General features: G+C 34.5%; 29 protein-coding genes. 28 read left to right on the plus strand and 1 reads right to left on the minus strand.

The features are described 5' to 3' along the window. The first annotated feature begins 87 nt into the window (after positions 1–87). Positions 88–2610 carry a PIG-L family deacetylase gene (locus BUB95_RS13250; RefSeq protein WP_073087232.1) on the plus strand — a complete coding sequence of 841 codons (2523 nt, stop codon included), beginning with the start codon at positions 88–90 and terminating at the stop codon, positions 2608–2610. A 115-nt stretch (positions 2611–2725) separates the two neighbouring features. Further along, on the plus strand, positions 2726–4522 hold the full coding sequence (locus tag BUB95_RS13255) for a sodium:solute symporter family protein (RefSeq protein WP_073087233.1): 1797 nt from the start codon (positions 2726–2728) through the stop codon (positions 4520–4522). Positions 4523–4599: 77 nt separating this feature from the next. On the opposite strand, the gene BUB95_RS13260 is transcribed toward BUB95_RS13255, so the two are convergent. Then, on the minus strand, positions 4600–5448 hold the full coding sequence (locus tag BUB95_RS13260; protein ID WP_073087235.1) for a DUF2911 domain-containing protein: 849 nt from the start codon (positions 5446–5448) through the stop codon (positions 4600–4602). A 183-nt stretch (positions 5449–5631) separates the two neighbouring features. Here BUB95_RS13260 and BUB95_RS13265 point away from each other — a divergent pair, with 183 nt between their 5' ends. From BUB95_RS13265 to BUB95_RS13390, 26 genes are all read left to right on the plus strand, one after another. Next, positions 5632–5961 carry an ArsR/SmtB family transcription factor gene (locus tag BUB95_RS13265; protein ID WP_073087237.1) on the plus strand — a complete coding sequence of 110 codons (330 nt, stop codon included), beginning with the start codon at positions 5632–5634 and terminating at the stop codon, positions 5959–5961. A gap of 1 nt (position 5962) precedes the next feature. After that, the gene (locus BUB95_RS13270; protein WP_073087239.1) at positions 5963–6436 is read left to right on the plus strand and encodes a DUF6428 family protein; all 474 of its coding nucleotides are present in this window, start codon (positions 5963–5965) and stop codon (positions 6434–6436) included. 10 nt (positions 6437–6446) lie between these two features. Then, positions 6447–7064 (plus strand): arsenate-mycothiol transferase ArsC, encoded by a 618-nt coding sequence (locus BUB95_RS13275; RefSeq protein WP_073087241.1) that lies wholly within the window; start codon positions 6447–6449, stop codon positions 7062–7064. A 2-nt stretch (positions 7065–7066) separates the two neighbouring features. Next, positions 7067–8113: an ACR3 family arsenite efflux transporter gene (gene arsB, locus BUB95_RS13280; RefSeq protein WP_073087243.1), complete on the plus strand. Its 1047-nt coding sequence runs from the start codon at positions 7067–7069 to the stop codon at positions 8111–8113. A gap of 85 nt (positions 8114–8198) precedes the next feature. After that, positions 8199–8855: a TetR family transcriptional regulator C-terminal domain-containing protein gene (locus BUB95_RS13285; RefSeq protein ID WP_073087249.1), complete on the plus strand. Its 657-nt coding sequence runs from the start codon at positions 8199–8201 to the stop codon at positions 8853–8855. A 20-nt stretch (positions 8856–8875) separates the two neighbouring features. After that, on the plus strand, positions 8876–10186 hold the full coding sequence (locus tag BUB95_RS13290; protein ID WP_073087251.1) for an ABC1 kinase family protein: 1311 nt from the start codon (positions 8876–8878) through the stop codon (positions 10184–10186). Continuing rightward, the gene (locus BUB95_RS13295) at positions 10187–10822 is read left to right on the plus strand and encodes a flavin reductase family protein (RefSeq protein WP_073087262.1); all 636 of its coding nucleotides are present in this window, start codon (positions 10187–10189) and stop codon (positions 10820–10822) included. A gap of 23 nt (positions 10823–10845) precedes the next feature. Further along, complete coding sequence (locus BUB95_RS13300; RefSeq protein ID WP_073087264.1) at positions 10846–12267, plus strand: SDR family oxidoreductase; 1422 nt, start codon at positions 10846–10848, stop codon at positions 12265–12267. Position 12268: 1 nt separating this feature from the next. Then, entirely contained in the window at positions 12269–12421 is a 153-nt protein-coding gene (locus BUB95_RS13305) for a DUF2256 domain-containing protein (protein WP_073087266.1), read from the plus strand. Then, on the plus strand, positions 12391–13710 hold the full coding sequence (locus tag BUB95_RS13310) for a DASH family cryptochrome (RefSeq protein ID WP_073087268.1): 1320 nt from the start codon (positions 12391–12393) through the stop codon (positions 13708–13710). The genes BUB95_RS13305 and BUB95_RS13310 overlap by 31 nt, the downstream gene beginning before the upstream one ends. A 69-nt stretch (positions 13711–13779) precedes the next feature. Then, a complete protein-coding gene (locus BUB95_RS13315; protein ID WP_317048465.1) occupies positions 13780–14634 on the plus strand; it encodes a hypothetical protein in 855 nt (284 codons plus the stop codon). A 16-nt stretch (positions 14635–14650) separates the two neighbouring features. Then, on the plus strand, positions 14651–16132 hold the full coding sequence (locus BUB95_RS13320) for a cryptochrome/photolyase family protein (RefSeq protein ID WP_073087460.1): 1482 nt from the start codon (positions 14651–14653) through the stop codon (positions 16130–16132). Beyond that, a complete protein-coding gene (locus BUB95_RS13325) occupies positions 16125–17618 on the plus strand; it encodes a cryptochrome/deoxyribodipyrimidine photo-lyase family protein (RefSeq protein WP_073087272.1) in 1494 nt (497 codons plus the stop codon). Before BUB95_RS13320 ends, BUB95_RS13325 begins: the two co-directional genes overlap by 8 nt. An 88-nt stretch (positions 17619–17706) precedes the next feature. Next, positions 17707–18132, plus strand: coding sequence for a hypothetical protein (locus BUB95_RS13330; RefSeq protein ID WP_073087274.1), 426 nt, complete (start codon positions 17707–17709; stop codon positions 18130–18132). Continuing rightward, positions 18133–18405, plus strand: coding sequence for a TIGR03643 family protein (locus BUB95_RS13335; protein WP_073087276.1), 273 nt, complete (start codon positions 18133–18135; stop codon positions 18403–18405). A 55-nt stretch (positions 18406–18460) separates the two neighbouring features. Then, a complete protein-coding gene (folE, locus tag BUB95_RS13340; protein WP_073087278.1) occupies positions 18461–19153 on the plus strand; it encodes a GTP cyclohydrolase I FolE in 693 nt (230 codons plus the stop codon). Between the two features lie 3 nt (positions 19154–19156). Then, positions 19157–19384, plus strand: coding sequence for a hypothetical protein (locus tag BUB95_RS13345; RefSeq protein WP_073087280.1), 228 nt, complete (start codon positions 19157–19159; stop codon positions 19382–19384). Position 19385: 1 nt separating this feature from the next. Beyond that, on the plus strand, positions 19386–20069 hold the full coding sequence (locus BUB95_RS13350; protein ID WP_073087282.1) for an SDR family NAD(P)-dependent oxidoreductase: 684 nt from the start codon (positions 19386–19388) through the stop codon (positions 20067–20069). A gap of 3 nt (positions 20070–20072) precedes the next feature. Next, positions 20073–20618 carry a glutathione peroxidase gene (locus tag BUB95_RS13355; RefSeq protein ID WP_073087284.1) on the plus strand — a complete coding sequence of 182 codons (546 nt, stop codon included), beginning with the start codon at positions 20073–20075 and terminating at the stop codon, positions 20616–20618. 1 nt (position 20619) lies between these two features. Beyond that, positions 20620–20787, plus strand: coding sequence for a Lacal_2735 family protein (locus BUB95_RS13360; protein ID WP_143185608.1), 168 nt, complete (start codon positions 20620–20622; stop codon positions 20785–20787). 3 nt (positions 20788–20790) lie between these two features. Next, a complete protein-coding gene (locus BUB95_RS13365; protein ID WP_073087288.1) occupies positions 20791–21255 on the plus strand; it encodes a TspO/MBR family protein in 465 nt (154 codons plus the stop codon). Positions 21256–21266: 11 nt separating this feature from the next. Then, positions 21267–21734 carry an SRPBCC family protein gene (locus BUB95_RS13370; RefSeq protein ID WP_073087290.1) on the plus strand — a complete coding sequence of 156 codons (468 nt, stop codon included), beginning with the start codon at positions 21267–21269 and terminating at the stop codon, positions 21732–21734. Between the two features lie 8 nt (positions 21735–21742). After that, positions 21743–23047, plus strand: coding sequence for a cryptochrome/photolyase family protein (locus BUB95_RS13375; RefSeq protein WP_073087292.1), 1305 nt, complete (start codon positions 21743–21745; stop codon positions 23045–23047). 213 nt (positions 23048–23260) lie between these two features. Continuing rightward, complete coding sequence (locus tag BUB95_RS13380; protein ID WP_073087294.1) at positions 23261–23698, plus strand: hypothetical protein; 438 nt, start codon at positions 23261–23263, stop codon at positions 23696–23698. Positions 23699–23801: 103 nt separating this feature from the next. After that, entirely contained in the window at positions 23802–24311 is a 510-nt protein-coding gene (locus tag BUB95_RS13385; RefSeq protein ID WP_073087296.1) for a hypothetical protein, read from the plus strand. 80 nt (positions 24312–24391) lie between these two features. Further along, entirely contained in the window at positions 24392–24751 is a 360-nt protein-coding gene (locus BUB95_RS13390; protein ID WP_073087298.1) for a nuclear transport factor 2 family protein, read from the plus strand. Positions 24752–24791: the final 40 nt, after the last annotated feature.

The following is a 24791-nucleotide window of genomic DNA, read 5'->3' on the forward strand; positions in this document are numbered from 1 at the left end:
CAACATAAGTTTTATTAAATAATCTTGAGATTTGTAGTTTAGTCCGTAAATTTAAATCTCGATTTTCGAGTAACTAACTCAAACACTATGCATCGCATAAAACTAGGTATTCTATTACTTATTGCTCTTACATGTTCTGTGAATGCGCAACAACCAAAAAAATTAAATTCATCAGAAATATATGAAGCACTTCAAAAGCTAAATGTTCTAGCTTCTGTACTTTATGTAGCTGCCCATCCAGATGACGAAAATACACGTCTAATTGCCTACATGTCTAACCAAATTAAAGCGCGTACAGCTTACCTTTCTCTAACGCGTGGTGATGGTGGGCAAAACCTTATCGGACCAGAAATTAGAGAGCTTTTAGGCATCATGCGTACTCAAGAATTACTCGCTGCAAGAGGTGTTGATGGTGGCGAACAACGTTTTACACGCGCAAATGATTTTGGCTATTCCAAACATCCGGACGAAACATTAAGCATTTGGAATAAAGATGACGTTTTAGCCGATGTCGTTTGGAATATCAGACAATTTAAACCAGATATTATCATCAACCGTTTTGACCACAGACGTGCGGGACAAACACACGGACATCATACAAGCTCTGCTATGTTGAGTCTAGAAGCTTTCGATTTGGTTAACGACGCCACAAAGTATCCTTCTCAGTTAAAATACACAGAAACTTGGCAACCAAAGCGAATCTTCTACAATACGTCTTGGTGGCGCTACGGCAGTCGTGATGCTTTTGATAAAATTGATAAAAGCAACATGCTCAATTTTGATGTTGGTGTATATTATCCTCTAAAAGGCATGTCTAATAACGAGCTAGCTTCTATAGCCAGTAGTCAACACTTATGTCAAGGTTTTGGTCGTATGACGTCTCGTGGAACTCAAGAAGAATATATTGAGTTTTTAAAAGGCGAAGCCCTAAACGGTGATAATCCTTTTGCTGGAATAGATATCACATGGAATAGAATCGAAGGTGGAAAAGCTATTGGGGAGATTTTAAGTAATATTGAAAACAACTTCAACTTCGCTAATCCTTCATCTCATATTCCCCAATTGCTTCGTGCATATCAACTCCTTCAAAATGTAAAAGATGAGCATTGGAAAACGATTAAAACAGAAGAATTAAAACGTATTATCGAAGCTTGTGCCGGTTTGTATTTAGAAGTTTCTGCAGGTAGCCCAACTGCAACCAAAAACGAAAGGGTCAACTTAAGATTTGAAGCCTTAAATCGCAGTAATACAAGTATTCAATTGGTGTCTTATAATATGACATCTTTAGACAATGCGATTGAAAAAAACATCGTCTTATCACAAAATCAGCGTATTAATTTGGAAGAAGGCATTACCATTCCGTCAAATATAAACTATACAAATGCATATTGGCTCAACAAAAAGGGAAGCTTAGGCATGTACAATGTTGAAAAGCAATCACTGATAGGAAAACCAGAAACTCCAAGAGCTATAAATGTCACTTTTAATTTAAATATCGATGGTGTTTCAGTACCCATCACAAAACCTGTGGTATATCGCTATTCTAAACCAGAAAAAGGTGAATTATATCGTCCGTTTGAGATTGTACCTCCAGTTTCTGCTAGTTTAAAAGACAAGGTTTTCATTTTCGATAATGACAAACAGCGAGATATCGAAGTGATTGTAAAAGCTGGGAAAGATAATATTGAAGGCTATGTACAGCTTGCTTATCCAAATGATTGGAGTGTCTATCCTGCTAAGCAAAAGATTGAAATTGTTAATAAAAATGATGAGCAAACTTTAGTGTTCACTGTAATTCCTCCAAAAAATCAGGCCGAAGGTTTAATAACACCTATGATAAATATAGATGGAGAATTCTACACTAGAGAACTTGTAGAAATCGACTACAGTCACATTCCTTATCAGACCGTATATCTCCCAAGCGAAAGTAAAATTGTACGATTAGATATAAAGAAAGCTGGAAATAACATTGGTTATATAGAAGGCGCTGGTGATGTAGTTCCAGAAAGTTTGAGACAAATTGGTTACAATGTTACTATTATAAAACCTGACCAGATTACATCTGACAATCTTAGCGATTTTGATGCTATTGTTATTGGTATTAGAGCTTACAACATATTAGACGATTTAAAATTCAAACAAAAATTCCTTTTAGACTACGTTAATGATGGCGGTAATCTTATCGTACAATACAACACAAGTAGAAGATTAAAAGCTGATAATATTGCACCATATGAACTAAAATTATCGCGCGATAGAGTTACGGATGAAAATGCAGAGATACAAATTCTAGAACCTAATCATCCACTTCTAAACTTCCCGAATAAAATCACAGAAAAAGATTTTGAAGGTTGGGTTCAAGAACGAGGATTATATTTTCCAAATGAATGGTCAGACGAATTTACTCCTTTGTTTTCTACTAATGATAAAGGGGAATCTCCTAAAAAAGGGAGTTTACTCATTGCCAAGTATGGCAAAGGAAATTACATTTATACAGGGTTAAGTTTCTTTAGAGAATTCCCAGCTGGTGTCTCTGGAGCTTATCGACTATTTGCCAATATGCTCTCTGCAGGAAAAGAAAACACACCAAACAAAAAATTAAACGACTAAATCATGGATAAACAAACACACGAAAAACAGCCATGGTTAAAGTCATACACTTTAGTTCTAGTGGCAAACTTAATTTATATCATTCTATTTTATTTTATAACTCAAGCATTTTAGCATGGTATTAAGTTGGATAGATTGGACGGTACTTTCAGCAACACTTTTAACCATCGTGGGTTATGGTACTTGGGTTACAAGACATAATAAAAGCGCACAAGATTACATAAAAGGCGGAAACACAACACGTTGGTGGACAATAGGTTTGTCCGTTATGGCCACTCAAGCTAGCGCCATTACCTTTTTGTCTACAACAGGACAGGCGTTTTCTGATGGTATGGGCTTTGTACAATTCTATTTTGGCTTACCAATAGCCATGGTTATTATTTGTGCTGTTTTTATACCGTTATATCATCGCTTAAAAGTTTATACAGCTTACGAATTCTTAGAAAATCGTTTCGATTTAAAAACTCGTAGTCTTACTGCTATTTTATTTTTAATTCAGCGCGGATTAGCAGCAGGAATTACCATTTTTGCTCCAGCTATTATTCTTTCAATCGTATTAGAAATAAACATTATTTATCTTAACGTTATCATTGGTTTTCTAGTAATTATATACACAGTTTCTGGTGGAACAAAGGCAGTAACTGTAACACAAAAGCAACAAATGTTTGTGATTTTTGCTGGAATGTTAGCTGCATTATTTATCACTTTAAATTTAATTCCTGACGAGGTATCCTTTACGGATGCTTTGGAGATTGCTGGTTCAAGTGGTCGTATGGAAGTTTTGGACTTTTCGTTCGATTTAGAAAATAGATATACCGTTTGGTCTGGACTTATAGGCGGAACATTTTTAGCACTCTCTTACTTCGGAACTGACCAAAGTCAAGTACAACGCTACTTGTCTGGGAAAAGCATGAAACAAATGCAAATGGGACTTATCTTTAATGGTCTTCTAAAAGTTCCAATGCAATTTTTTATACTACTCGTTGGAGTTATGGTATTTGTCTTTTATCAATTTAACCCAGCGCCATTAAATTTTATTGACGCATCAACCGAGACTGTGTTAGCTTCAGAATATGGCGACGAATACAGAACGCTACAGCAAAAACAAAATATCCTTTTTAATGAGAAAAAAGCACTAAGCCTCTTAATGGCTAAAGGGAATAATGAGAGTTTAAAAACACAAGCTTATAGGTTAGATAGTATAGAAAAAGCATATCGATTAGAGTCTAAATTCTTAATAAAAAAAGCTATTGATTCTGATTATACAATAGCATACAACAATTTGAAGTCGGAGGTTGATAAACTCTCTGCAAACCCTAAAAGTGAAAATTACATAGCAAAATCCGAAGAATTAGATACTTTGTATAAGTCTTCAGCAAAAGACACCCAAACAAATGATAGGGATTACATGTTTATCCGATTTATACTTAACCATTTACCTGTTGGACTCATTGGCCTGCTACTTGCGGTAATTCTGTCTGCCGCCATGTCTTCGACTGCTTCTGAGATAAATGCATTGGCCACAATTACATCAATAGATTTATACGGCAGAAACGTTAAAGGTGAAAAAGACGAAGCACACATGGTTAAAGTCACTAAATTATTTACATTGGCTTGGGGCATCGTAGCAATAATTATCGCCTGCTTTGCTAACTTGGCAGAGAATCTTATTCAGCTAGTAAATATTATTGGTTCTATTTTCTATGGAAATGTGCTAGGCATATTCTTATTGGCCTTTTTCTTTAAACATATAAAAGGGAATGCCGTTTTTACCGGAGCTCTTATTACTCAAGTAATCATAATTATTGGTTGGTGGTACGATTGGATGCCTTACTTATGGCTCAATTTATTTGGTTGCGTATTGGTTATTCTTATTGCCAATATGATTCAATTATTAAGAAATAAAGACTAAAAAATCAAAACAAAAAAGCGACTGGTCACTGAGGTTCTCGAAGTGCAGTCGCTTTTTTGTATTAATAGCACTGTAAATTACATTGCGCCCCACTCTTTTAATGAGTCTTTATTCATTTTTACGTATCCAGCATTACCAGATGCCTCAGCATCAGCTAGTGAAGCTTTTGCAGCTTTTATAGCTCCAGTTTTATCGCCAGCTGCTGCATAAATCAATGATTTTTGTCTTAAATGCCAGAAACGTGGCTTTTCAATCATACTTAAAGCTTTGTCTATCCATTCTTTGGCTTTATTTATGTCTTTTCCTGCGTTCATGTAGTACACAGCCGAAGCATATAAATCATTTGCAGATGGACCATTCATTACTCTATCAATTGCAGCGCTAACCGTTTTATCTGTTGGTACTGTAAAAGGTATACCTGCATAAGATTTCTCCCAAATTAACTCAAGCGTTCCTCCATTATCAGTAATGTTGTTAATATCAATAGCAAATGTTTCAACATTAAAAGGAATTTCCTCAACATCAACCTTTGCTGTTGCTACGACCTTGCTATCGTCCCATTTTTGTGGTGCTCCCCAGTTTTCAGTATCGCTATATAACATAACATCCCATTGCTTAGCAGAATTCAACTTTGTAAATATGGCATACGTTCCTGCTTTAACGTCTTGTCCAGCGAAAGTAACATCGTCACTAAATGTTATGGTAGTATTCTTATTAGCACCTGTACGCCAAATAGTGCCCCATGGCTCTAACTCTCCAAATATTGTTCTTCCTTTTACTCCAGGTCTTGAATATTCTATAGTAATATCTGTTAATCCCACCTTTTGTTCCAATTTCGCACTTGGACTTGGCTGTGGTGTTTCAATCTGTGCATTGACACTAAACATTAGTGCTAGGGCAAATGCAAATAATACGATTTTTTTCATTTTAATATGGTGTTAGTGTTTAATTTTTCACCGTAAAATTACGACTTCAATACTCCTACTAATGTTAAGAAAGACTTAAAATAGGTACCTATAATAATTACCAATTCTGTCCTTTTTTAAAGATAAATCTTGTTTAGAAAAATACTTAATCGTAATATTGCAATAAACAAATAAAGTAGCCATATGGGACTTGTCAGATCTGAAATATTTACAGACCAACAAAACAAGATTTCGCTTTTAGCAAAAGCATTTGCGCATCCGGCAAGAGTCGCCATTTTACAACATATTTTTAACACAGACACTTGTATTTGTGGTGATTTAGTTGATGAAATCGGTTTGGCACAATCCACTATTTCTCAACATCTCAAGGAATTAAAGACTATTGGATTAATCAAAGGTAACATCGAAGGCACTAGCGTGTGCTATTGCATAGATAAAGAACAATGGACTGAAATGAAATCTATCATAAATCAGTTTTTGAATCAAGACATAACGAATACTAATTGCTGTTAAAATGACACTTTCAGAAATAAAAAAACACCTCGAAACGCTTGAAACGATTGAATTCAAACTCCCAAATGGCGAGTTAGTGCCTAGTCATTTTCATGTCACAGAAGTAGGGAAAATTTCAAAAACTTTTATAGACTGTGGTGGAACACTGCGTCAAGAAAGTGTGATTAACTTTCAACTTTGGGAAGCTAACGATTACGACCATCGTTTGCACCCAGAAAAACTACTAAATATTATAACGCTTTCTGAAGAAAAATTAAAGTTAAGAGACGTAGATATCGAAGTCGAGTATCAATCGGACACCATCGGAAAATACGGATTAGGCTTTGATGGCAAAAGCTTTTTATTGACCTCTAAGCAAACCAATTGTTTAGCAAAAGATAATTGTGGAATACCAACCCTAAAACCTAAACTAAAACTTTCAGAATTACAAAATCAAGCAACATCTTGTTGTACACCAGATTCTGGTTGTTGTTAAAATCGAATAAATGGATGTGAACGAAAAATTAAATCATCTGATTGAAACTCTAGAGCCATCTACAATATCAGAAGAAAGAAAAGGTATACTTAGTGAGCTAGTAGAATTCATTCAATCAAAAAAGGATAAAAATCTTCCAGTAAACCTTAATTTTATTTGCACTCATAATTCGCGTCGAAGCCATTTATCTCAGATTTGGGCACAAACGATGGCTTACAAATTCAATATTGGCAATGTATTTTGCTATTCTGGAGGAACAGAAGCCACTGCGATGTTTCCTGTTGTGGGAGATACGCTTGTAAATCAAGGGTTTCAAATTAATAAACTATCAAACGAAAAAAATCCGGTTTATGCTGTAAAATACGCTGAAGACCGGCATCCTATCGTGTGTTTTTCAAAAACCTTTGATGCAAATTTCAATCCCAAAAAAAGCTTCGCTGCAGTAATGACTTGCTCGCATGCCGATGAAAATTGTCCATTCATTGCTGGTGCAGAACAACGTATTGCTGTGAGATACGACGACCCCAAGGCGTATGATAATACACCGCTTCAATTTAAAAAATACGAAGAGCGTAGTCTTCAAATTGCTACAGAAATGAAATATGTATTCTCAAAAATCAAATCCTAAAAATGGCACAAAAAAAATTAAGTTTTCTTGATAAAAATCTAACGCTTTGGATTTTTGCAGCAATGATAGTAGGTGTTGCAATTGGTTATTTTATACCATCTTTTCCAGAAATCTTAAATACATTCAACAGCGGTACAACTAATATTCCTATTGCCATTGGTTTAATTTTAATGATGTATCCTCCTTTGGCTAAGGTCAATTATGCGTTGTTGCCAAAGGTTTTTAGAAATACAAAGATTCTTTCGATTTCTCTTGTTCTTAATTGGGTAATTGGTCCTGTATTAATGTTTGTTTTGGCCATTACGTTTTTGAGAGATTATCCAGAATACATGGTAGGACTTATTTTAATTGGTTTGGCACGCTGTATTGCCATGGTGTTGGTTTGGAATGACCTTGCAGAAGGAAATACCGAATATGGTGCTGGATTAGTTGCTTTAAATAGTGTTTTTCAAGTATTTGCCTACAGTTTTTATGCATGGATTTTTATTACAATATTACCTCCATATTTTGGCTTTCAAGGTGCTATTGTAGATATTTCTATAGTAACGATTGCAGAAAGTGTTGCAATTTATTTAGGCATTCCGTTTGCACTAGGAATATTGAGTAGACTCATATTAGTTAAACTTAAAGGTGAAGATTGGTATATGACCAAATTTATTCCAACAATTTCTCCTTTAACTTTAATAGCGCTATTATTCACCATTGTAATCATGTTTTCGTTAAAAGGTGAATTAATTGTTCAAATTCCGTTTGATGTCCTAATTATAGCCATTCCTTTGCTCATCTATTTTGCGTTAATGTTTATTGTTGGCTTTTTTGTTACAAAAGCTATGGGAGCGGAATATGATAAAACGGCGTCAGTAGCTTTTACCGCAGCAGGAAATAATTTTGAGTTGGCTATTGCCGTAGCTATTGCTGTTTTTGGGCTAAACTCAGGTCAAGCCTTTGCTGGAGTCATTGGTCCATTGGTCGAAGTACCTGCACTAATCTTATTAGTTCGTGTATCGTTTTGGTTACGAAAAAGGTTTTATTTAGGGAATGTATCATAGAATCTAATTCTATAAGTTAAATTTTGTTTAACTATGTATTAAAATAGTTAAACAAATAGTATCTTTACATTGTAAAATCAATACAATGGCAAAGAAAAAATCAATCTCACAAACAGACCTAATCACATTTTACATGGATTACGTGCTCATGCACGACCATAAACCAAAATCTGTTTATGCATTTGCAAAAGATAATAATTTTGAAGAGTCTAAATTCTATGAGCATTTTGGGTCGTTTGAAGCTTTAGAACAATCTATTTTTAAAGTATTTTTCGATAATACACTCACTGCTTTAGAAAAAAGCGAAGACTATCAGTCTTTTGATGCGCGTAACAAACTACTTAGTTTTTACTACACCTTTTTTGAAAACTTAACCGCGAACAGAAGTTATGTCGTTCATGCTATAGGAAACCAAAAAGAAGGTATGAAATCTTTAAAAGTACTTTCGCACTTAAAGAAAAGTTTTAATAACTACATAGAACGTCTTGGTATAAACACTATCGATTTAAAGCAAGAACAATTAGAAAAACTTCAAAACAGAGGTTTAAAGGAATCTGCATGGTTTCAATTATTAGTAACTATGAAATTCTGGTTAGATGACACCTCACCGTCTTTTGAAAAGACCGATATTTTTATAGAGAAATCTGTAAAAGCAAGTTTCGATTTAATAGATACAACACCGCTAAAAAGCATTATTGACTTTGGCAAATTCTTGTTCAAAGAAAGAATGCATAACAACTAATACTGATACCTTCAGCATAAATGAAAACCATAGACAGCATACCCATTAGTAAAATTTCTCGAGCAACTAAACTAGTTTCTACGGGTGCAAAAGTTGGTGTTAATTATCTAAAATATTACGGAGACAAAATGGTAAATTCTAAGGAAGATGCCAAAGAACGTCTCAATCAAAATAACGCAGAAGACATTTACGATAGCCTTAAAAAGCTTAAAGGAAGTGCGCTTAAAGTGGCGCAAATGCTTAGCATGGAAAAAAGTATTTTGCCTAAGGCGTATGTCGAAAAGTTCTCATTATCACAATTTTCGGTTCCCCCATTATCACCTCCATTGGTGATAAAAACGTTCAAAAAATATTTTGGAAAACACCCCGAAGATTTGTTCGATACTTTCAACGCAACCTCAGTAAACGCTGCCAGTATTGGGCAGGTCCACCTTGCAGAAAAGGATGGGAAAAAATTTGCTGTGAAAATTCAATATCCTGGGGTTGCAGAAAGTATTGCTTCCGATTTGGCACTGGTAAAACCAATTGCTATAAAAATGTTTAATATTAAAGGTAAAGATTCTGATAAATACTTCAAGGAAGTAGAAAACAAGCTTACCGAAGAAACCAACTATTTACTAGAAATTGAACAAAGTAAAGCGGTTGTAGAAGCTTGTAAACACATTCCAAATCTCGAGTTTCCTAATTATTACGAGGAATTGTCTTCTGAGCGTATCATCACCATGGATTACATGAAAGGTGAACATTTATCTGAATTTGTTGCACATAACACTGACCAGAACATTTCAAATCAACTAGGTCAAGCGCTGTGGGACTTTTACATGTATCAAATCCATAAACTAAGAAAAGTACATGCAGACCCACATCCAGGTAATTTCCTAATTTCTGAAGAAGGGAAATTAATCGCTTTAGATTTTGGTTGTATGAAGGAAATTCCAGAATCGTTTTACGTGCCTTATTTTGAATTAGCAAAGAAAGAAAGCTTGGAAGACGAAACATTTTTCACAAAAAAATTATACGAATTAGAAATCTTACGTGAAGATGATACAAAAGAAGAAATAGCATTTTTTAGCGCCATGTTTCATGACTTGTTGAGCTTGTTTACACAACCCTTTCATAGTGAAACGTTTGATTTTTCAAACCCAGACTTCTTTAACCAAGTTGCCGAAATGGGACAACGCTATTCAAAGAGTACAGAGCTTAGAAACATGAATGGTAATCGTGGCTCTAAACACTTTATTTATATCAATCGTACATTTTTCGGATTGTATAACCTCATGTTCGATTTAAAGGCAGAAAATGTAAAAATCAACAACTTTATCAATCTTTAGATGGCAGAATTCAGTTTAGAAGACATAAACAAAATGCATCATTTGTATCGCATCAACTTAATTAACAGTTGTTCTGGTTATAAATCTGCAAACCTTATCGGAACAAAAGACGCTGATGGTAATTCCAATCTTGCTGTTTTTAGCTCGTTAACCCACATGGGTTCTAATCCAGGATTATTAGGCGTTTTTATGAGGCCTACAACTGTAATTAGACATACGTATGAAAATTTAAAAAACACAGGATATTACACCGTAAATCATATCCATGAGCAAATCATAACAGATGCGCATCACACCTCTGCCAAATACGATAAATCTGTTTCTGAGTTTGATGTTACTGAACTACAAGAAGAATATAAAGACCATTTTCATGCACCATTTGTAGCAGGATGCCCAATACAAATCGCCATGAGTTTTGTTGAAGAATATCACATCAAGGCCAACAACACCATTTTAGTCGTTGGTAAAATCGAAAAGCTTTATGTGCCTGATGAATTAATTGAGAAAGATGGTTTCATTAATTTATCCAAAGGAAAAGTAGTAACTATTAATGGTTTAGACGGTTATGCCGTACCTGATTTAAAAACACGATTAGAATACCAACGTCCAAAAGCTGGATTTGCACATAGAGATTAAAATGCTTAAAAGCGTACACTATCATGAAAATTCTACTTACCGGTACTACAGGTTACATAGCAAAGCGCCTAGCGCTTCAGTTGCTAGAAGACAACCATGAACTAGTTTGCTGTGTAAGAGACATGGAGCGTATTCCGGATGAAATCGAAGACCATCCACAATGCACATTTATAAAAGTTGATTTTTTAGAGCCAGAACTCGCAGAAATCCCAGATGATATCGAGGTTGCTTATTATTTAATACACTCGATGTCTAATTCTAGTAATGACTTCGAGGAACTTGAAAAAAAATGTGCTCAAAACTTTAAAGAGCTCGTTAACAAGACTCAGTGCAAGCAAGTTATTTATCTCAGTGGTATTGTAAATGATGACTCGTTATCAAAGCATTTAAAATCTCGTCTTCAAGTTGAACAAACTTTAAAATCTGATAATTATGCCTTGACGACGTTCAGAGCTGGAATAATTGTAGGAAGTGGAAGTGCATCTTTCGAAATTATTAGAGACATCGTAGAGAAATTACCCTTTATGATTACGCCTAAATGGTTAAACACAAAAACACAACCCATTGGCATTCGAGATGTATTAACGTATTTGTCTGGGGCCTTAGGTAAAAAAGAACTTTACAACAATTCCTATGATATTTTTGGTCCGGAAATATTGACTTACAAACAAATGCTCCTGCAATTTGCAGAAGTAAGAGAGTTAAAACGATACATTGTTACACTTCCGGTTTTAACACCTAAGTTATCTTCGTATTGGCTTTATTTTGTGACATCAACGTCATTTCAATTGGCCTCGGCACTTGTGGATAGTATGAAAGTAGAAGTTATTGGTAAGGAAAGTGACATCAATGAGCATATCGATATTCAGCCAATGACCTACAAAACAGCGGTTGAATTGGCTTTTCAAAAAATTGAACAAAATTCTGTGATTTCTAGCTGGAAAGATGCTGTAAGTAGTGGCGTTTTTAAAGACCAGCTTTCTAAGCATATCGAATTGCCACAATACGGTTGTTTTAAAGATGTAAGAAGCCGCGTTATTGAAGACGAAGAATTTACCATAAACCAAATTTGGAGTATAGGTGGACGCAACGGATGGTACAGCTTTAACAGATTATGGAAAATTCGCGGTTATATAGACAAACTTTTTGGTGGTGTTGGTCTTAGACGCGGACGCACACACGACACGTATTTAGAACCTGGTGACCCACTCGATTTTTGGCGTGTACTATTTGCAGATAAAAAAGAAAAACGTCTTTTACTGTTTGCTGAAATGAAACTACCTGGTGAAGCGTGGTTAGAGTTTAAAATCGTAAAAGACAAACTATTTCAACGTGCTGTCTTTAGACCAAAAGGTGTTTGGGGTCGATTATATTGGTATGCCGTATTACCATTTCATGCATTTGTATTTAACGGAATGATTAACGCACTGGTAACTAAGAAATAAAATGCCTAGAGGCGTAAAAAAAGAAAACCTACCAACAAAAGTATGCCCAATTTGTGAACGCCCGTTTACGTGGCGAAAAAAATGGGCAAAGGATTGGGATAATGTAAAATATTGTAGTGAAAGATGCAGAAAACAAAAAATAACACAAGTTTAGTTTGGTTCAGAAACGATTTACGCGTTAACGATAACGCTGTTCTCGCAAAAGCCTGCAACGAAAGTGATAGTGTTATTGCAGTCTATTGTTTAGACCCTAGACATTTTGAACAGGATAAATTTGGATTTAAAAAAACAGAAAAATTTAGAGCTAAATTTCTTCTAGAAACGCTAAACGATTTAAAAGAAAATTTAGCTAAAAAAAATATTGATTTACTCGTTTATTTCGATAAACCTGAAGCTGCGCTACCACAGCTTCGTGATACATACGAAATCGATGCTGTTTATTTTCAAAATGAATGGACCGATGAAGAAAAAGCTATTGAAGATGTTGTGGCTTCGCGTATCTCTGCCACCAATAAGAATATAACATTTCTTTCAGCTTATAATCAGTTTTTATATCATCCAGAAGATATCAATTTCGAGATTGATAAAACGCCTCAGGTATTTACGGTTTTCAGAAAAAAACTGGAGAAATATGTAGATATCAGAGATGAAGTACAAATAGAAAAGAAAGCAGACTCGAATCGTATTGAAAACACAACTCAAATCCCAACATTGTCCGATTTAGGTTTCGAGGATTTTGAAACGCATCCACATTCGGCTTTTCCTTTTAAAGGTGGAGAAACCGAAGCTCTAAAACGATTAAATAATTATTTTTTTGAAACTAAAAAACTAGGGTTTTACAAAAAAACGCGTAATGGCCTAGTTGGTGTAGACTACAGCTCTAAATTTTCGCCATGGCTGGCCAATGGAAGTATTTCTGCCCGAACAATTTATTGGCAAATTAAAAAGTTTGAAGCGGAGCATTTCAAAAATGAATCAACCTATTGGTTAATCTTTGAGTTAATCTGGCGCGATTACTTTAAGTATGTATCGCTAAAACATGGCAACCAAATCTTTAAACTCGAAGGCATCTTAAAGAAAGATTATGCATGGTCCAGAAACCAGAACAAGATAAACGCTTGGATTAACGGAGAAACCCATTCAGATTTCGTAAATGCCAACATGATAGAGCTTAAAGAAACCGGTTGGATGAGTAATCGTGGACGCCAGAATGTAGCATCGTATTTTGCGAAAGAATTAGAACTCGATTGGCGCATCGGCGCTGCCTATTTTGAGTCGCTCCTGCTCGATTACGACGTTCACAGTAATTACGGCAATTGGATGTATGTAGCTGGCGTTGGCAACGATCCGAGAGACCGAAAATTTAATGTCGATTTACAGGCCGAACGCTATGACACCAATGGTAAATTTAGAAGGCGTTGGTTACAAGCTTCGCTTTTTTAAAAAATTTTTAAGGATAAACAACTAATGTTTGATACTATAAAAATCCTAGATAAACTCTATTCAATTTTTTTGTCTGAAAAAACTAAAAAAAAGATTGAAAAGGTGATATTGTATGTTGCACTGTTAGGCTTCATTGTACACTTAGGACTAATATATCTATCAAAATTTAATGTTATTACTTTTGTTTCAGAATTAGATTTATTGACGAATCCTATATCTGCAATATACACGCCGTTCTCTTTTATATTAGTTTACGAGGTTTATTTGCTCATTTATTATTTACCAAAATCTTTCACGACATACATTACTAAACAGTATGAGATTATTACGCTTATCCTAATCAGAAAATTATTTAAAGATTTATCGGAAATAAAATTAACGTCTAATTGGTTTGAAATAAAGGGAGACCTTCAGTTTACTTATGATATTTTAGCCTCAATTATACTGTTTTATTTGATTTTTCAATTTCAAAAGCAAGGAAAAATTAAGATTAAGTACAAGGATAGAATTGTAGATAGGATTGATAGATTTATTGAAAGAAAAAAATTAATTGCCATTTTCCTAGTGCCTACCTTCTTTATTATGGCAATCATCACTTTAATTACCTGGTCAGCAGGACTATCAAATACATCTAATACTATATCTGGCTTTGAGACCATAAACAATCTGTTTTTTGACGAATTTTTTACGGTTCTGATTTTAGTCGATGTCGTTATACTCCTAGTGTCTTTCTTTTACACAGATAAGTTTCATAAAATCATTAGAAATTCTGGGTTTGTAGTTTCCACCATTCTAATACGTATGTCTTTTGGCGTAAGCGGTTTAGTAAGTACTATTTTAATTATTGCCGCAGTTTTATTTGGACTAACCATTATCTTAATTCATAATAAATATGAAAATAGTTTAAATGACATTTCAGATTAAAGAATCTAAAAAGTTTATGAAAAAAATTCAAATAATATTCCCACATCAACTCTTTAAAACATCAGAAGTTTTAGACCAGGTTGATGCTGTCTATTTGTTAGAAGAATATCTGTTTTTTAATCAATATAAATTTCACAAACAGAAAATTGCGTTTCATCGCGCAAGTATGAAAGCGTATGCCGATTACTTGGAGTCCAAGGACATTGAAGTAAACTACATTAATGCCACAGACAAACTCAGTGATATCAGAGAATTACTTCCGCATTTAAAGGATGAAGGGTTTGAGTCTGTACACATCATAGACCCAACGGACAATTGGTTAGAAAAACACATCAAAGAAAGTAGTGATGATTTAGACATTGTTTGGTATGATAATCCGTTGTTCATTAACAAAAAAGACGATTTATTAAGCTCATTTTTTAAACCATCGAAAAAGAAATTCTTTCAAACCTCGTTCTATAAAAATGAACGCAAAGACAGAAATATTTTAATGAATGGTGATGAGCCAAAAGGAGACAAATGGACCTTTGATGGCGAAAACCGGAAGAAATATCCAAAAGATAAAACCCCGCCTAGTATCCAATTTCCTGATAAAACAAAACACCACAAAGAAGCAGAAGACTATGTAAAAAACAACTTTAGCAAAAATTATGGCGAACTTAACGACTATATAGTTTACCCCATAAATTTTGAATCTGCTGAAGCTTGGTTACAACAATTTTTTGAGCAGCGTTTTCACGAGTTTGGAGCCTACGAAGATGCCATTGTAAAAGAAGAGCACTTTCTCAATCATAGCTTGCTTTCGCCTCTTATTAATGTTGGACTTCTAAATCCTAAAGACGTTATAGATAAAGCCTTAGACTATGCCGAAGAAAATGATGTTCCTATAAATTCTACAGAAGGTTTCGTGAGGCAAATTCTAGGTTGGCGAGAATTTATAAGAGGTGTTTACGAAGCAAAAGGTACAGAAGAACGTACCAAAAACTTTTGGGGTTTTAAACGAAAAATCCCTGCGTCTTTTTATGATGGCACAACAGGTATACAGCCCGTAGATGATGTGATTAAAAAGGTAAATAAAACGGCTTACGCCCACCATATAGAACGCCTCATGGTTCTAGGCAATTTTATGGTATTGTGCGAATTTGACCCAGACGAGGTCTACCAATGGTTTATGGAGCTCTTTATCGATGCTTACGATTGGGTAATGGTGCCAAATGTTTATGGTATGAGTCTTTACGCAGATGGTGGTTTAATGTCCACAAAACCCTACATCAGCAGTAGTAATTACATTAAAAAAATGAGTAATTATGGTAAAGCCGATTGGGAGACCACTTGGGACGGCTTATTTTGGACGTTTATGGATAAACACCGTGATTTCTTTTCTGGAAATCCTAGATTGGGTATGCTTTTAGGCAATTTAGACCGAATGAATAAAGAGACCTTAGAAGGCCACTTTGATGCAGCAGAAAAATTCTTTGAAACTCTAGATAATGCCTGAAAATAAAGAACATATAGATGTTGTTTGGTTTAAACGCGATTTAAGGTTAGAAGATAATGAAGTGATTTTCAGAGCACTCGAAACAAAAAATCGTGTCTTACTGCTCTATCCTTTTGAGAATTTTATCCTTAACGACCCACATTATAGTGAGCGGCATTTCAACTTTATAAAAGAATCGATTAGAGATATCAATTCTAGATTAGAAACTCTGAACACGAGTATTTTAAGCGTTACTGGAGATGTCTTTAGTATTTTAAATCAAATCCAATCGGTTTATAAAATAGAGACTACATTTTCTCATGTTGAAACAGGAATTTTAGCGACCTACAACAGAGATAAGGAGTTTAAGCGCTATTGCCGTAATAACCTCATCAACTGGGTAGAAACCAAAAACAACGGTGTAGAGCGAGGTTTGGTTAATAGAGATAATTGGTTTGAAAATTGGGAAGCCTACATGGCTGAACCTCTTTTTAAGTTTAATGCTCAACCAGCTGATTTTCTTAATCTTGAAGATTTAAAAGCCTTAGAAACTATTTTAAATCCTACCAATTTAGAAACACCAAAGGAAACCCAGTTCCAAAAAGGAGGCAGCACAACAGCATGGAAATATGCCGATTCTTTTTTTGAAAGCCGACATAAAGACTATATGTTCAACATTTCTAAACCAGAAAATTCAAGAACAAGTTGTAGCCGATTTTCGCCTTATATTTCTTGGGGAAATGTATCGATACGGCAAATTTTTCAGAAAGGTCAAGAGGTAAAACAGCAAAGTATAGACAGACGACACATTGGGGCTTTTTTATCACGTTTACGCTGGCAAGCACACTTTATTCAAAAGTTTGAAATGGAGCACACTATGGAGCATGCCAGTGTGAATAAAGGTTACCAAAAACTCAAAAAGAGTGTTTCGGAAAAGTACCAGATAGCTTGGCGAGAAGGACAGACCGGCTTTCCGTTAGTAGATGCAAGTATGCGCTGCCTTATAGAGACGGGTTACGTAAACTTTAGAATGCGAGCTATGTTAGCTTCGTTTTTTACACATATTCTTTGGCAACCATGGCAAGATGCTTCAGCGCATTTGTCACAACAATTCTTAGACTTCGAACCTGGTATTCATTTTCCTCAATTGCAGATGCAAGCAGGCGAAACAGGTATAAATAATCTAAGAATCTACAATCCTACAACTAACAGTCTTAAACACGACCCCGATGCAACTTTTATCAGAAAATGGGTGCCAGAATTAGCTCATCTTGATACACCTTTTGTTCATGAGCCGTATCTTATGACACCTATGGAGTCCGCTTTTTATAATTTTGAATTGGGTAAAGACTATCCTAAACCCATTGTAGATATAAAAGAAAATCGTAAAAAAGCGAGTGATATTCTTTGGAATATGAAAAAAGACCCAGATGTTATTCGCGAAAGTTTTAGAATATTAAAACGACATACAATTAGCGACAGAAATCGAATGCTCAGAACAGAATAGCAAGCTTAATTCTTACAATCATAATTCTCTGTTAATTTTTGTTTAACTATTATTATAAAACGTTAAACATTTGTAATTTTGAGTTATTATGATATTAAATACTACACACTTTAATTCCGAACACAAACAACTTATAGCTGACTTAGTTGGTTCAGAGTTTTCTTTGGTACAGAAGTTGAAGATGAATGGTGTGGGCAGCAAGCGTATGATAATTGACGAGGTAAGCCCAAACATGAAATCAATAATGAATGTTGTTTCGGATATCAATTATGGTAATATTGAATTACGACCAAAGGGTATACTGATTATGATTAATCAAGGCCTCAAAAATTTCACGTGGATAATTCCATATTATCAATTAGTAATTTACAAAACTAACGGCAGTAGTATTCATGCCCAAGGACGTTTTGTTCATTTTAGAGATAATAAAACGTTTAAAGAAAATAAGAAGTTTTTTGATAAGCTTTTAGACGAAAAAGTAAAATACGATATGGCATACAGTATGCCTCAATAAATGGAATTAACAACACGAGATATAGACCGAATTATTGAAATGGCTTGGGAAGACCGAACCACTTTCGATGCCATAAAATTTCAGTTTGGTTTAAAAGAACAAGAGGTTATTAATCTTATGCGTCGAGAGATGAAGCCGAGTAGCTTTAGACTCTGGAGAGAACGCGTACAAGGAAGAGCAACAAAACATCAAAAAAAACGAAATTTTGACGAGGGTAGATTTAAGTGCTCACGTCAACGAACAATTTCTAATAACTCTATATCAAAACGATAAACCGTGCTTTGATTTAAGCTTGGAGTACTTAAAGACAGCACATTAAAAAGATTCTATGAAAACAGAAACATTAAAAACAAAAAATGGTCACGCCTTAAATGGCTTCAGTATTGAAGATATTGGTGACGACCACCTTTTTACAAGCCTGGATACACCAATGAAGGCAAACGCCTTTGATATGCCGGATAGCGAAAAAAAGGAACGTATCTCCATCTTATTTTCAGAAATAATGGACGTATTAGGTTTGGACTTAACAGATGACTCTCTTAAAGGTACACCAGACCGAGTTGCCAAAATGTATGTTGAAGAAATATTTTCGGGCTTAGACCCAAAAAATAAACCTAAAGTGGCATTGTTTGATAATAAGTATCAATACAATCAAATGTTGGTAGAAAAGGATATAACGTTTTATTCTAATTGCGAGCATCACTTTGTACCTATCATTGGGAAAGCACACGTTGCTTACATTTCATCAGGGAAAGTTATTGGACTTTCTAAGCTTAATAGAATTGTGCAGTATTATGCCAAACGCCCTCAAGTACAAGAGCGCTTAACACAGCAAATTGCCAACGAACTCAAGACCGTATTAGAAACTGAAGATGTCGCAGTGATTATAGATGCTAAGCATTTATGCGTGTCTTCAAGAGGTGTTAAGGACGACACATCTGCTACGGTAACAACATATTATGGCGGTGTTTTTAATACACCCGAAAAAATTAATGAACTTCAAAATTATATAAACAGTTAAACTATGGATGCAATTAAAAGAGCAATTGAATTCGAAAACAGGAAGTTTTCATTCAAAACCACAAGTGACCGGATTTTAGCAGCTAGAGAAGCAAAAGATATTATTCTTGCTGTTAATGAAGTGTATAAAGAAAAGAAAGATGCTAAATTAATGGAATTGATGAAGCGTCTTACAGTAATAAAACAAAAAATAGAAAAGCGACTTAAAGGGCGTCCTTTAACAGCAGCATAATATGGGTAAATATATAGTAATCGGAGGTAGCAAAGGAATTGGTAATGCTATTGTAAATAACCTTTTAAAACACCATGAAGTTATTAATCTAAGTCGTTCGGCTCCAGAAATTTCTCATGAAAATCTAACGCATCATAATTGTGATGTTATAAATGATGAGTTCCCCCAAATTTCTGAAGCTGATGGCTTAGTGTATTGTCCTGGTAGCATTAATCTAAAACCTATCAACAGATTAAGTATTGAAGATTTTAAATCAGATTTTGAGATTAATGTTATAGGCGCTGTAAAAGCTGTGCAATCGTATTTACCCGCTTTAAAAAACGGAAAAAATCCTTCTGTTGTCTTTTTTAGTACAGTAGCTTCAGATTTAGGTATGCCTTTCCATGCGTCAGTTGCAGCATCTAAATCTGCTGTAGAAGGCTTAACCAAGTCACTTGGTGCAGAATTAGCACCAACAGTTAGAGTTAATGCTATTGCACCAACTGTAACAGATACTGAGCTTGCGTCAAAATTATTACGAAACGAGCGCATGGTAGAGAACATGAAAGAGCGTCACCCGCTTAAAAAGTATTTACAACCACAAGAGGTGGCAGACATGGCAACATTTTTATTGTCTGATAAAGCCGCTTCTCTATCTGGCCAAGTCTTTAAAATGGATTGTGGTATAACGAGTTTTAAAATATAATATATGAATCCATTAAAAGCATTTGTCGGCACTTTAACAGCAACAGATAAAAACATAAAACAAAATGCAACAGAATCTATATATGATATTGCTATCAATTCTCTACAAGGTCATAAGATTGATTTATCCGAGTTCAAGGGCAAAAAAATCCTCTTTGTAAACGTCGCTTCCAAATGTGGTTTTACACCACAGTATCGTGAGTTGCAGGAGTTACATGACACCTACTCTGATGAAGTTGTGGTTATTGGTGTTCCTTGCAATCAATTTGGAAAACAAGAACCAGGCAACTCTGATGAAATACAAGAATTTTGTGAAGTTAATTACGGCGTTTCGTTTTTAATTACAGAGAAGATTGATGTTAAAGGCGCTAATCAGCATCCGCTTTACAGATGGTTAACCACAAAAGGTGTAAATGGAAAACAAACCACTACAGTGAAGTGGAATTTTCAGAAGTATTTAATTGATGAGCAAGGCGAATTTTTAGACTACTTCTACTCTATTACTAAGCCTATGAATGGAAGAATCACTTCATACTTTAAATCATATTAATATGTTTGGACTTTTTAAAAAAACCTCAGAACTGGATAAGCTTCAAAAAAAGTACGAAAAACTCATGGCGGATTGGCATAGACTATCAACAACCAACCGAGCAGAAAGTGATAAAAAATACGCTGAAGCTGAACAAATCCTTAAGCAAATAGAGGCCTTAAAATCTTAGGATTTGAAAAAAGTCTACTATTTCATTTTATTTCTTGTCATTAATTTTGGTGGCTTGGCTTTAGGAAGCTGGTTAATGGATGGTGGCTCTACAGGAACATGGTATAACAATCTTCATAAAGCACCTTGGACACCTCCAGGTTGGGTTTTTGGAACAGCATGGACTCTTATAATGCTTTGCTTTTCTTGGTATTTAGCCGAGCTATTTTATTTGAGAGCATCAAAATTTTTATGGAGTTTATTTACGTTTCAAGTCATTTTAAATGTAAGTTGGAATTGGATTTTTTTTAACCAACACCTAACAAAAATTGGGCTAATCACCATAATATTACTTACGCTAGTTATATTTTACTACTTTATAACCTTTAGAAACGACAGGCTAAAGTGTGCTAAATATCTATTACTTCCCTACATGATATGGCTTTGTATTGCAACGTCATTAAACGGTTATATAGTTTTTAACAATTAAGCTTTCAGGTAATGAAAATTTACACACTACATAAGAAACAAAAATTACCAATTACATTAGACGAGGCGTGGAATTTTCTTTGCAATCCTGCTAATCTTTCTAAACTAACACCTCCGGAAATGAATATGAAAATAATTTCTGGAGCAGATAGACCCATGTATGCAGGGCAAGTTTTGCAATACAGCGTCACGCCACTTGCTGGAATAAAGACAAAATGGGTGAGCGAGATTACGCAATATGTAGATAAAAATTACTTTGTAGATGACCAATTATACGGTCCTTATGCGTTTTGGCATCACAAGCATTTTGTAAACAAAATTGAAGGTGGAGTGGAGATAGAAGACATTATAGATTATAAAGTTCCATTTGGTATTCTTGGTCAACTTTTACATCCTATTTTGGTAAAACCAAAACTCGAATCTATATTCAACTACCGAAAAGAACAAATGGAGGCATTATTTGGTAAATTAGAAAACTAAACAATACAATGGAGCAACCTATCAATATATTTTGGTTTAGACGCGATTTAAGATTAGATGATAACGTTGGCTTTTTAGAAGCCTTAAAAGGCGATAATCCCGTTTTACCCATTTTTATTTTTGACAAAGAAATTCTCGATAAACTCCCAGAAGACGATGCGCGTGTAACGTTTATATACGAGACACTGCAAGACATGAGGCAAACACTTCAAAAGGAATACGACAGCAGTATTGCTATGTATTACGGAACACCTCTGGAGATATACAAGCAACTTGCGGAGGATTATGAAATTGAAAAAGTCTTTACCAACAGAGATTACGAGCCTTATGCAACAGAACGAGATACTGAAATAGAAAAATTCTTAGCATCTAAAAACATTGAATTTCTCACTTTTAAAGATCAAGTGATATTTGAAAAAGATGAAGTTGTAAAAAAAGATGGTGACCCTTATGTGGTTTACACACCTTACTCACGCACATGGCTTGAAAATTTTGAAACCCTTGATTTTAAAATCCATTACACCAGTCAACATTTAGATAATGTCGTAAAAAATTCAAGGTTACCAAATCTATCACTATCAGATATGGGTTTTGTAAAATCCTCTCAAGAAATCACGCCTTATGAGGTAACACCTACGCTTATACAAGAGTATGAAGCCACACGTAATTACCCATCAAAGGACAAAACATCACGCTTGGGACCTCATTTGCGTTTTGGTACTGTTAGTGTACGTAAGATGGTAAAAAAAGCCATGAATGAAGAGAACAATACGTTTTTAAAAGAATTAATCTGGCGCGAGTTTTTTATGCAAATTCTCTGGCACTATCCTCATACAAAAGACAAAGCCTTTAAATCTAAATATGATAGAATTGAATGGCGAAACAATGAAGAAGATTTTAAAAAATGGTGCGAAGGTAAAACAGGCTATCCTTTGGTCGATGCAGGTATGCGACAACTAAATGAAACTGGTTTTATGCACAACCGTGTACGCATGCTCGTGGGTAGCTTTTTGTGCAAACATTTGTTGATAGACTGGCGTTGGGGCGAAGCTTATTTTGCTGAGAAACTACACGATTACGAAATGGCGAGTAATGTAGGTAATTGGCAATGGGTGGCAGGCTCTGGTGTGGATGCAGCACCTTACTTTAGGATTTTTAATCCTACTACTCAGATAGATAAATTTGATAAAAATAGGGCATACATAAAAAAATGGGTTACAAATTTTGAATCCGATACCTATCCAGAAAAAATGGTAGACCACAAAATGGCTAGAGAGCGTTGTTTAGAAACTTACAAAGCGGCTCTAAACTAATAGTTTACATTTTTTTTATTCTTCTATACAATAAAACAAAATATTGTACGTTGCTGTATTAAGACAGTAATGTCTTAGACGGAATAACCATTTCAAAAACAATTTAAAAAGCTCTGATTTTCAGGGCTTTTTATTTTATAAAAAAGTTTCAAATTGTATGTTTTGCAGATTATATTTACTAAAACTCTTGTCTGCAATTAACACAAATCAAATATGAAAAGAATTTTACCGCTATTATTACTGACTTCACTCCTTCAAAATTGTAATGAAGATGAATTTAAAAATGGAGGACAATTTAAAGCAGTAAATAACGATTTATTCTATGCGCTTAGGATAAGTTCCGAAATGGACTCTATACAATTCTTTTTGATGGATGAATGGCCAATAGATATATCAGAAGAAACTTTTGCAGAAAAACAAAATCTTGAAAATTCGATAAGTGGAACTATTTCCGTTAAAGAGAATGAAATATTAATTACCGAATTGGAAAGTGACTTTCTATCATCAGAAAGACCAAAACTTAAAAATATGATAATTAAAAACGGAAAAATTTACGCTGATTGTGAAAATATAACAAAATATGTTTGGGGTAAAACAAATTTAGGTAACTGTAAATCCGAACAGATTGAATTTATTCGTATTAAAAAATAACTGTAAACAATAATATTTATAATCAATTGCATCTGAAATTCTTTACAAATAGCACAATACTATTTTGGAAACTATTAAAACTCTTATAAATAACTAAAACTAAATGACTAAAAAAGAGCCTAAAGAAATATTTCATACATCCCTTATTGCTTGCATAGCCATTGTAGGATTTGGAATTTACTTATCAATAAGAGGAAGTAAAGAAAAAACTGAGTTTGAAAGCGTGACAGGTAAAATAGACTATTTTGACAAAACATTTCAAGAAATAAATTATAGAAATAAAGGAAATCATAGATTTATACATATTGAGGATTTCCCTCTTGTATTTGACATATTTGTTGGAAAAGAAACAGGAGATTTTGGTCCTAAATTTGAACAATTAGATAAGTTAAAAGTTGGAGATGAAATTACAGTTTACCATGCAGACAAAACACCGCTCCAAAGAAATAGAGATTTGAGGTTTAATAAAACCGTACAATTTGTTGACAAAGATGGCGAAGCCTATTTTATCCGTGGAAACAAAGACAAATTTGGAGGCTATATTCTTGGAGGAATTGGAGTCTTACTTGGTATTACACTTCTGATTCTGAAACAAATTGGAAAAATAAAATAGTAAAACATTAATACTACACTAACACAATAATCAACTGATTTATATAACTTTAAGCCACTAATAATTAAATCAATTAAATTATGAACACTTGGGATGTTGCAAAAAAATGGAAAGAAATGTGCGAACAAGGTAAAAACTTGGAGTGCATCAACGAACTATACGCAGAAAATATTGTGAGTAGAGAAATGCCTGGCATGCCAGGAGAAATTATTGAAGGAAAACAAAACGTATGGAATAAAAGCAAAGAATGGTTAGAAAACGTAGAAGATTTTCATTCTAGTAGTATTAGTGAGCCCGTAGTTGCAGGTAACTTCTTTACAGCTAAAATGGGCTTTGATTGCACCTTTAAAGACAGAGGAAGACAGCAAATGGAAGAAGTATGCGTCTACGAGGTAAAAGATGGTAAAATTGCTAGTGAGCAGTACTTCTACTCTATGTAAAAATATACTTGTAATAGACAAGTAGATTGTTTGAAAAGAA

Source organism: Winogradskyella jejuensis (assembly GCF_900129745.1).
GTDB classification, from domain to species: Bacteria; Bacteroidota; Bacteroidia; order Flavobacteriales; family Flavobacteriaceae; genus Winogradskyella; species Winogradskyella jejuensis.

Coding starts and splice junctions, on each gene's coding strand:
- BUB95_RS13275 (WP_073087241.1), top strand. CDS start 6,447: ATGGATGTGAACGAAAAATTAAATCATCTGATTGAAACTCTAGAGCCA.
- BUB95_RS13360 (WP_143185608.1), top strand. CDS start 20,620: ATGTTTGGACTTTTTAAAAAAACCTCAGAACTGGATAAGCTTCAAAAA.
- arsB (WP_073087243.1), top strand. CDS start 7,067: ATGGCACAAAAAAAATTAAGTTTTCTTGATAAAAATCTAACGCTTTGG.
- BUB95_RS13255 (WP_073087233.1), top strand. CDS start 2,726: ATGGTATTAAGTTGGATAGATTGGACGGTACTTTCAGCAACACTTTTA.
- BUB95_RS13335 (WP_073087276.1), top strand. CDS start 18,133: ATGGAATTAACAACACGAGATATAGACCGAATTATTGAAATGGCTTGG.
- BUB95_RS13250 (WP_073087232.1), top strand. CDS start 88: ATGCATCGCATAAAACTAGGTATTCTATTACTTATTGCTCTTACATGT.
- BUB95_RS13305 (WP_073087266.1), top strand. CDS start 12,269: ATGCCTAGAGGCGTAAAAAAAGAAAACCTACCAACAAAAGTATGCCCA.
- BUB95_RS13310 (WP_073087268.1), top strand. CDS start 12,391: ATGCAGAAAACAAAAAATAACACAAGTTTAGTTTGGTTCAGAAACGAT.
- BUB95_RS13375 (WP_073087292.1), top strand. CDS start 21,743: ATGGAGCAACCTATCAATATATTTTGGTTTAGACGCGATTTAAGATTA.
- BUB95_RS13345 (WP_073087280.1), top strand. CDS start 19,157: ATGGATGCAATTAAAAGAGCAATTGAATTCGAAAACAGGAAGTTTTCA.
- BUB95_RS13285 (WP_073087249.1), top strand. CDS start 8,199: ATGGCAAAGAAAAAATCAATCTCACAAACAGACCTAATCACATTTTAC.
- BUB95_RS13330 (WP_073087274.1), top strand. CDS start 17,707: ATGATATTAAATACTACACACTTTAATTCCGAACACAAACAACTTATA.
- BUB95_RS13385 (WP_073087296.1), top strand. CDS start 23,802: ATGACTAAAAAAGAGCCTAAAGAAATATTTCATACATCCCTTATTGCT.
- BUB95_RS13380 (WP_073087294.1), top strand. CDS start 23,261: ATGAAAAGAATTTTACCGCTATTATTACTGACTTCACTCCTTCAAAAT.
- BUB95_RS13320 (WP_073087460.1), top strand. CDS start 14,651: ATGAAAAAAATTCAAATAATATTCCCACATCAACTCTTTAAAACATCA.
- BUB95_RS13355 (WP_073087284.1), top strand. CDS start 20,073: ATGAATCCATTAAAAGCATTTGTCGGCACTTTAACAGCAACAGATAAA.
- BUB95_RS13325 (WP_073087272.1), top strand. CDS start 16,125: ATGCCTGAAAATAAAGAACATATAGATGTTGTTTGGTTTAAACGCGAT.
- BUB95_RS13270 (WP_073087239.1), top strand. CDS start 5,963: ATGACACTTTCAGAAATAAAAAAACACCTCGAAACGCTTGAAACGATT.
- BUB95_RS13370 (WP_073087290.1), top strand. CDS start 21,267: ATGAAAATTTACACACTACATAAGAAACAAAAATTACCAATTACATTA.
- BUB95_RS13350 (WP_073087282.1), top strand. CDS start 19,386: ATGGGTAAATATATAGTAATCGGAGGTAGCAAAGGAATTGGTAATGCT.
- BUB95_RS13290 (WP_073087251.1), top strand. CDS start 8,876: ATGAAAACCATAGACAGCATACCCATTAGTAAAATTTCTCGAGCAACT.
- folE (WP_073087278.1), top strand. CDS start 18,461: ATGAAAACAGAAACATTAAAAACAAAAAATGGTCACGCCTTAAATGGC.
- BUB95_RS13390 (WP_073087298.1), top strand. CDS start 24,392: ATGAACACTTGGGATGTTGCAAAAAAATGGAAAGAAATGTGCGAACAA.
- BUB95_RS13300 (WP_073087264.1), top strand. CDS start 10,846: ATGAAAATTCTACTTACCGGTACTACAGGTTACATAGCAAAGCGCCTA.
- BUB95_RS13265 (WP_073087237.1), top strand. CDS start 5,632: ATGGGACTTGTCAGATCTGAAATATTTACAGACCAACAAAACAAGATT.
- BUB95_RS13260 (WP_073087235.1), bottom strand. CDS start 5,448: ATGAAAAAAATCGTATTATTTGCATTTGCCCTAGCACTAATGTTTAGT.
- BUB95_RS13295 (WP_073087262.1), top strand. CDS start 10,187: ATGGCAGAATTCAGTTTAGAAGACATAAACAAAATGCATCATTTGTAT.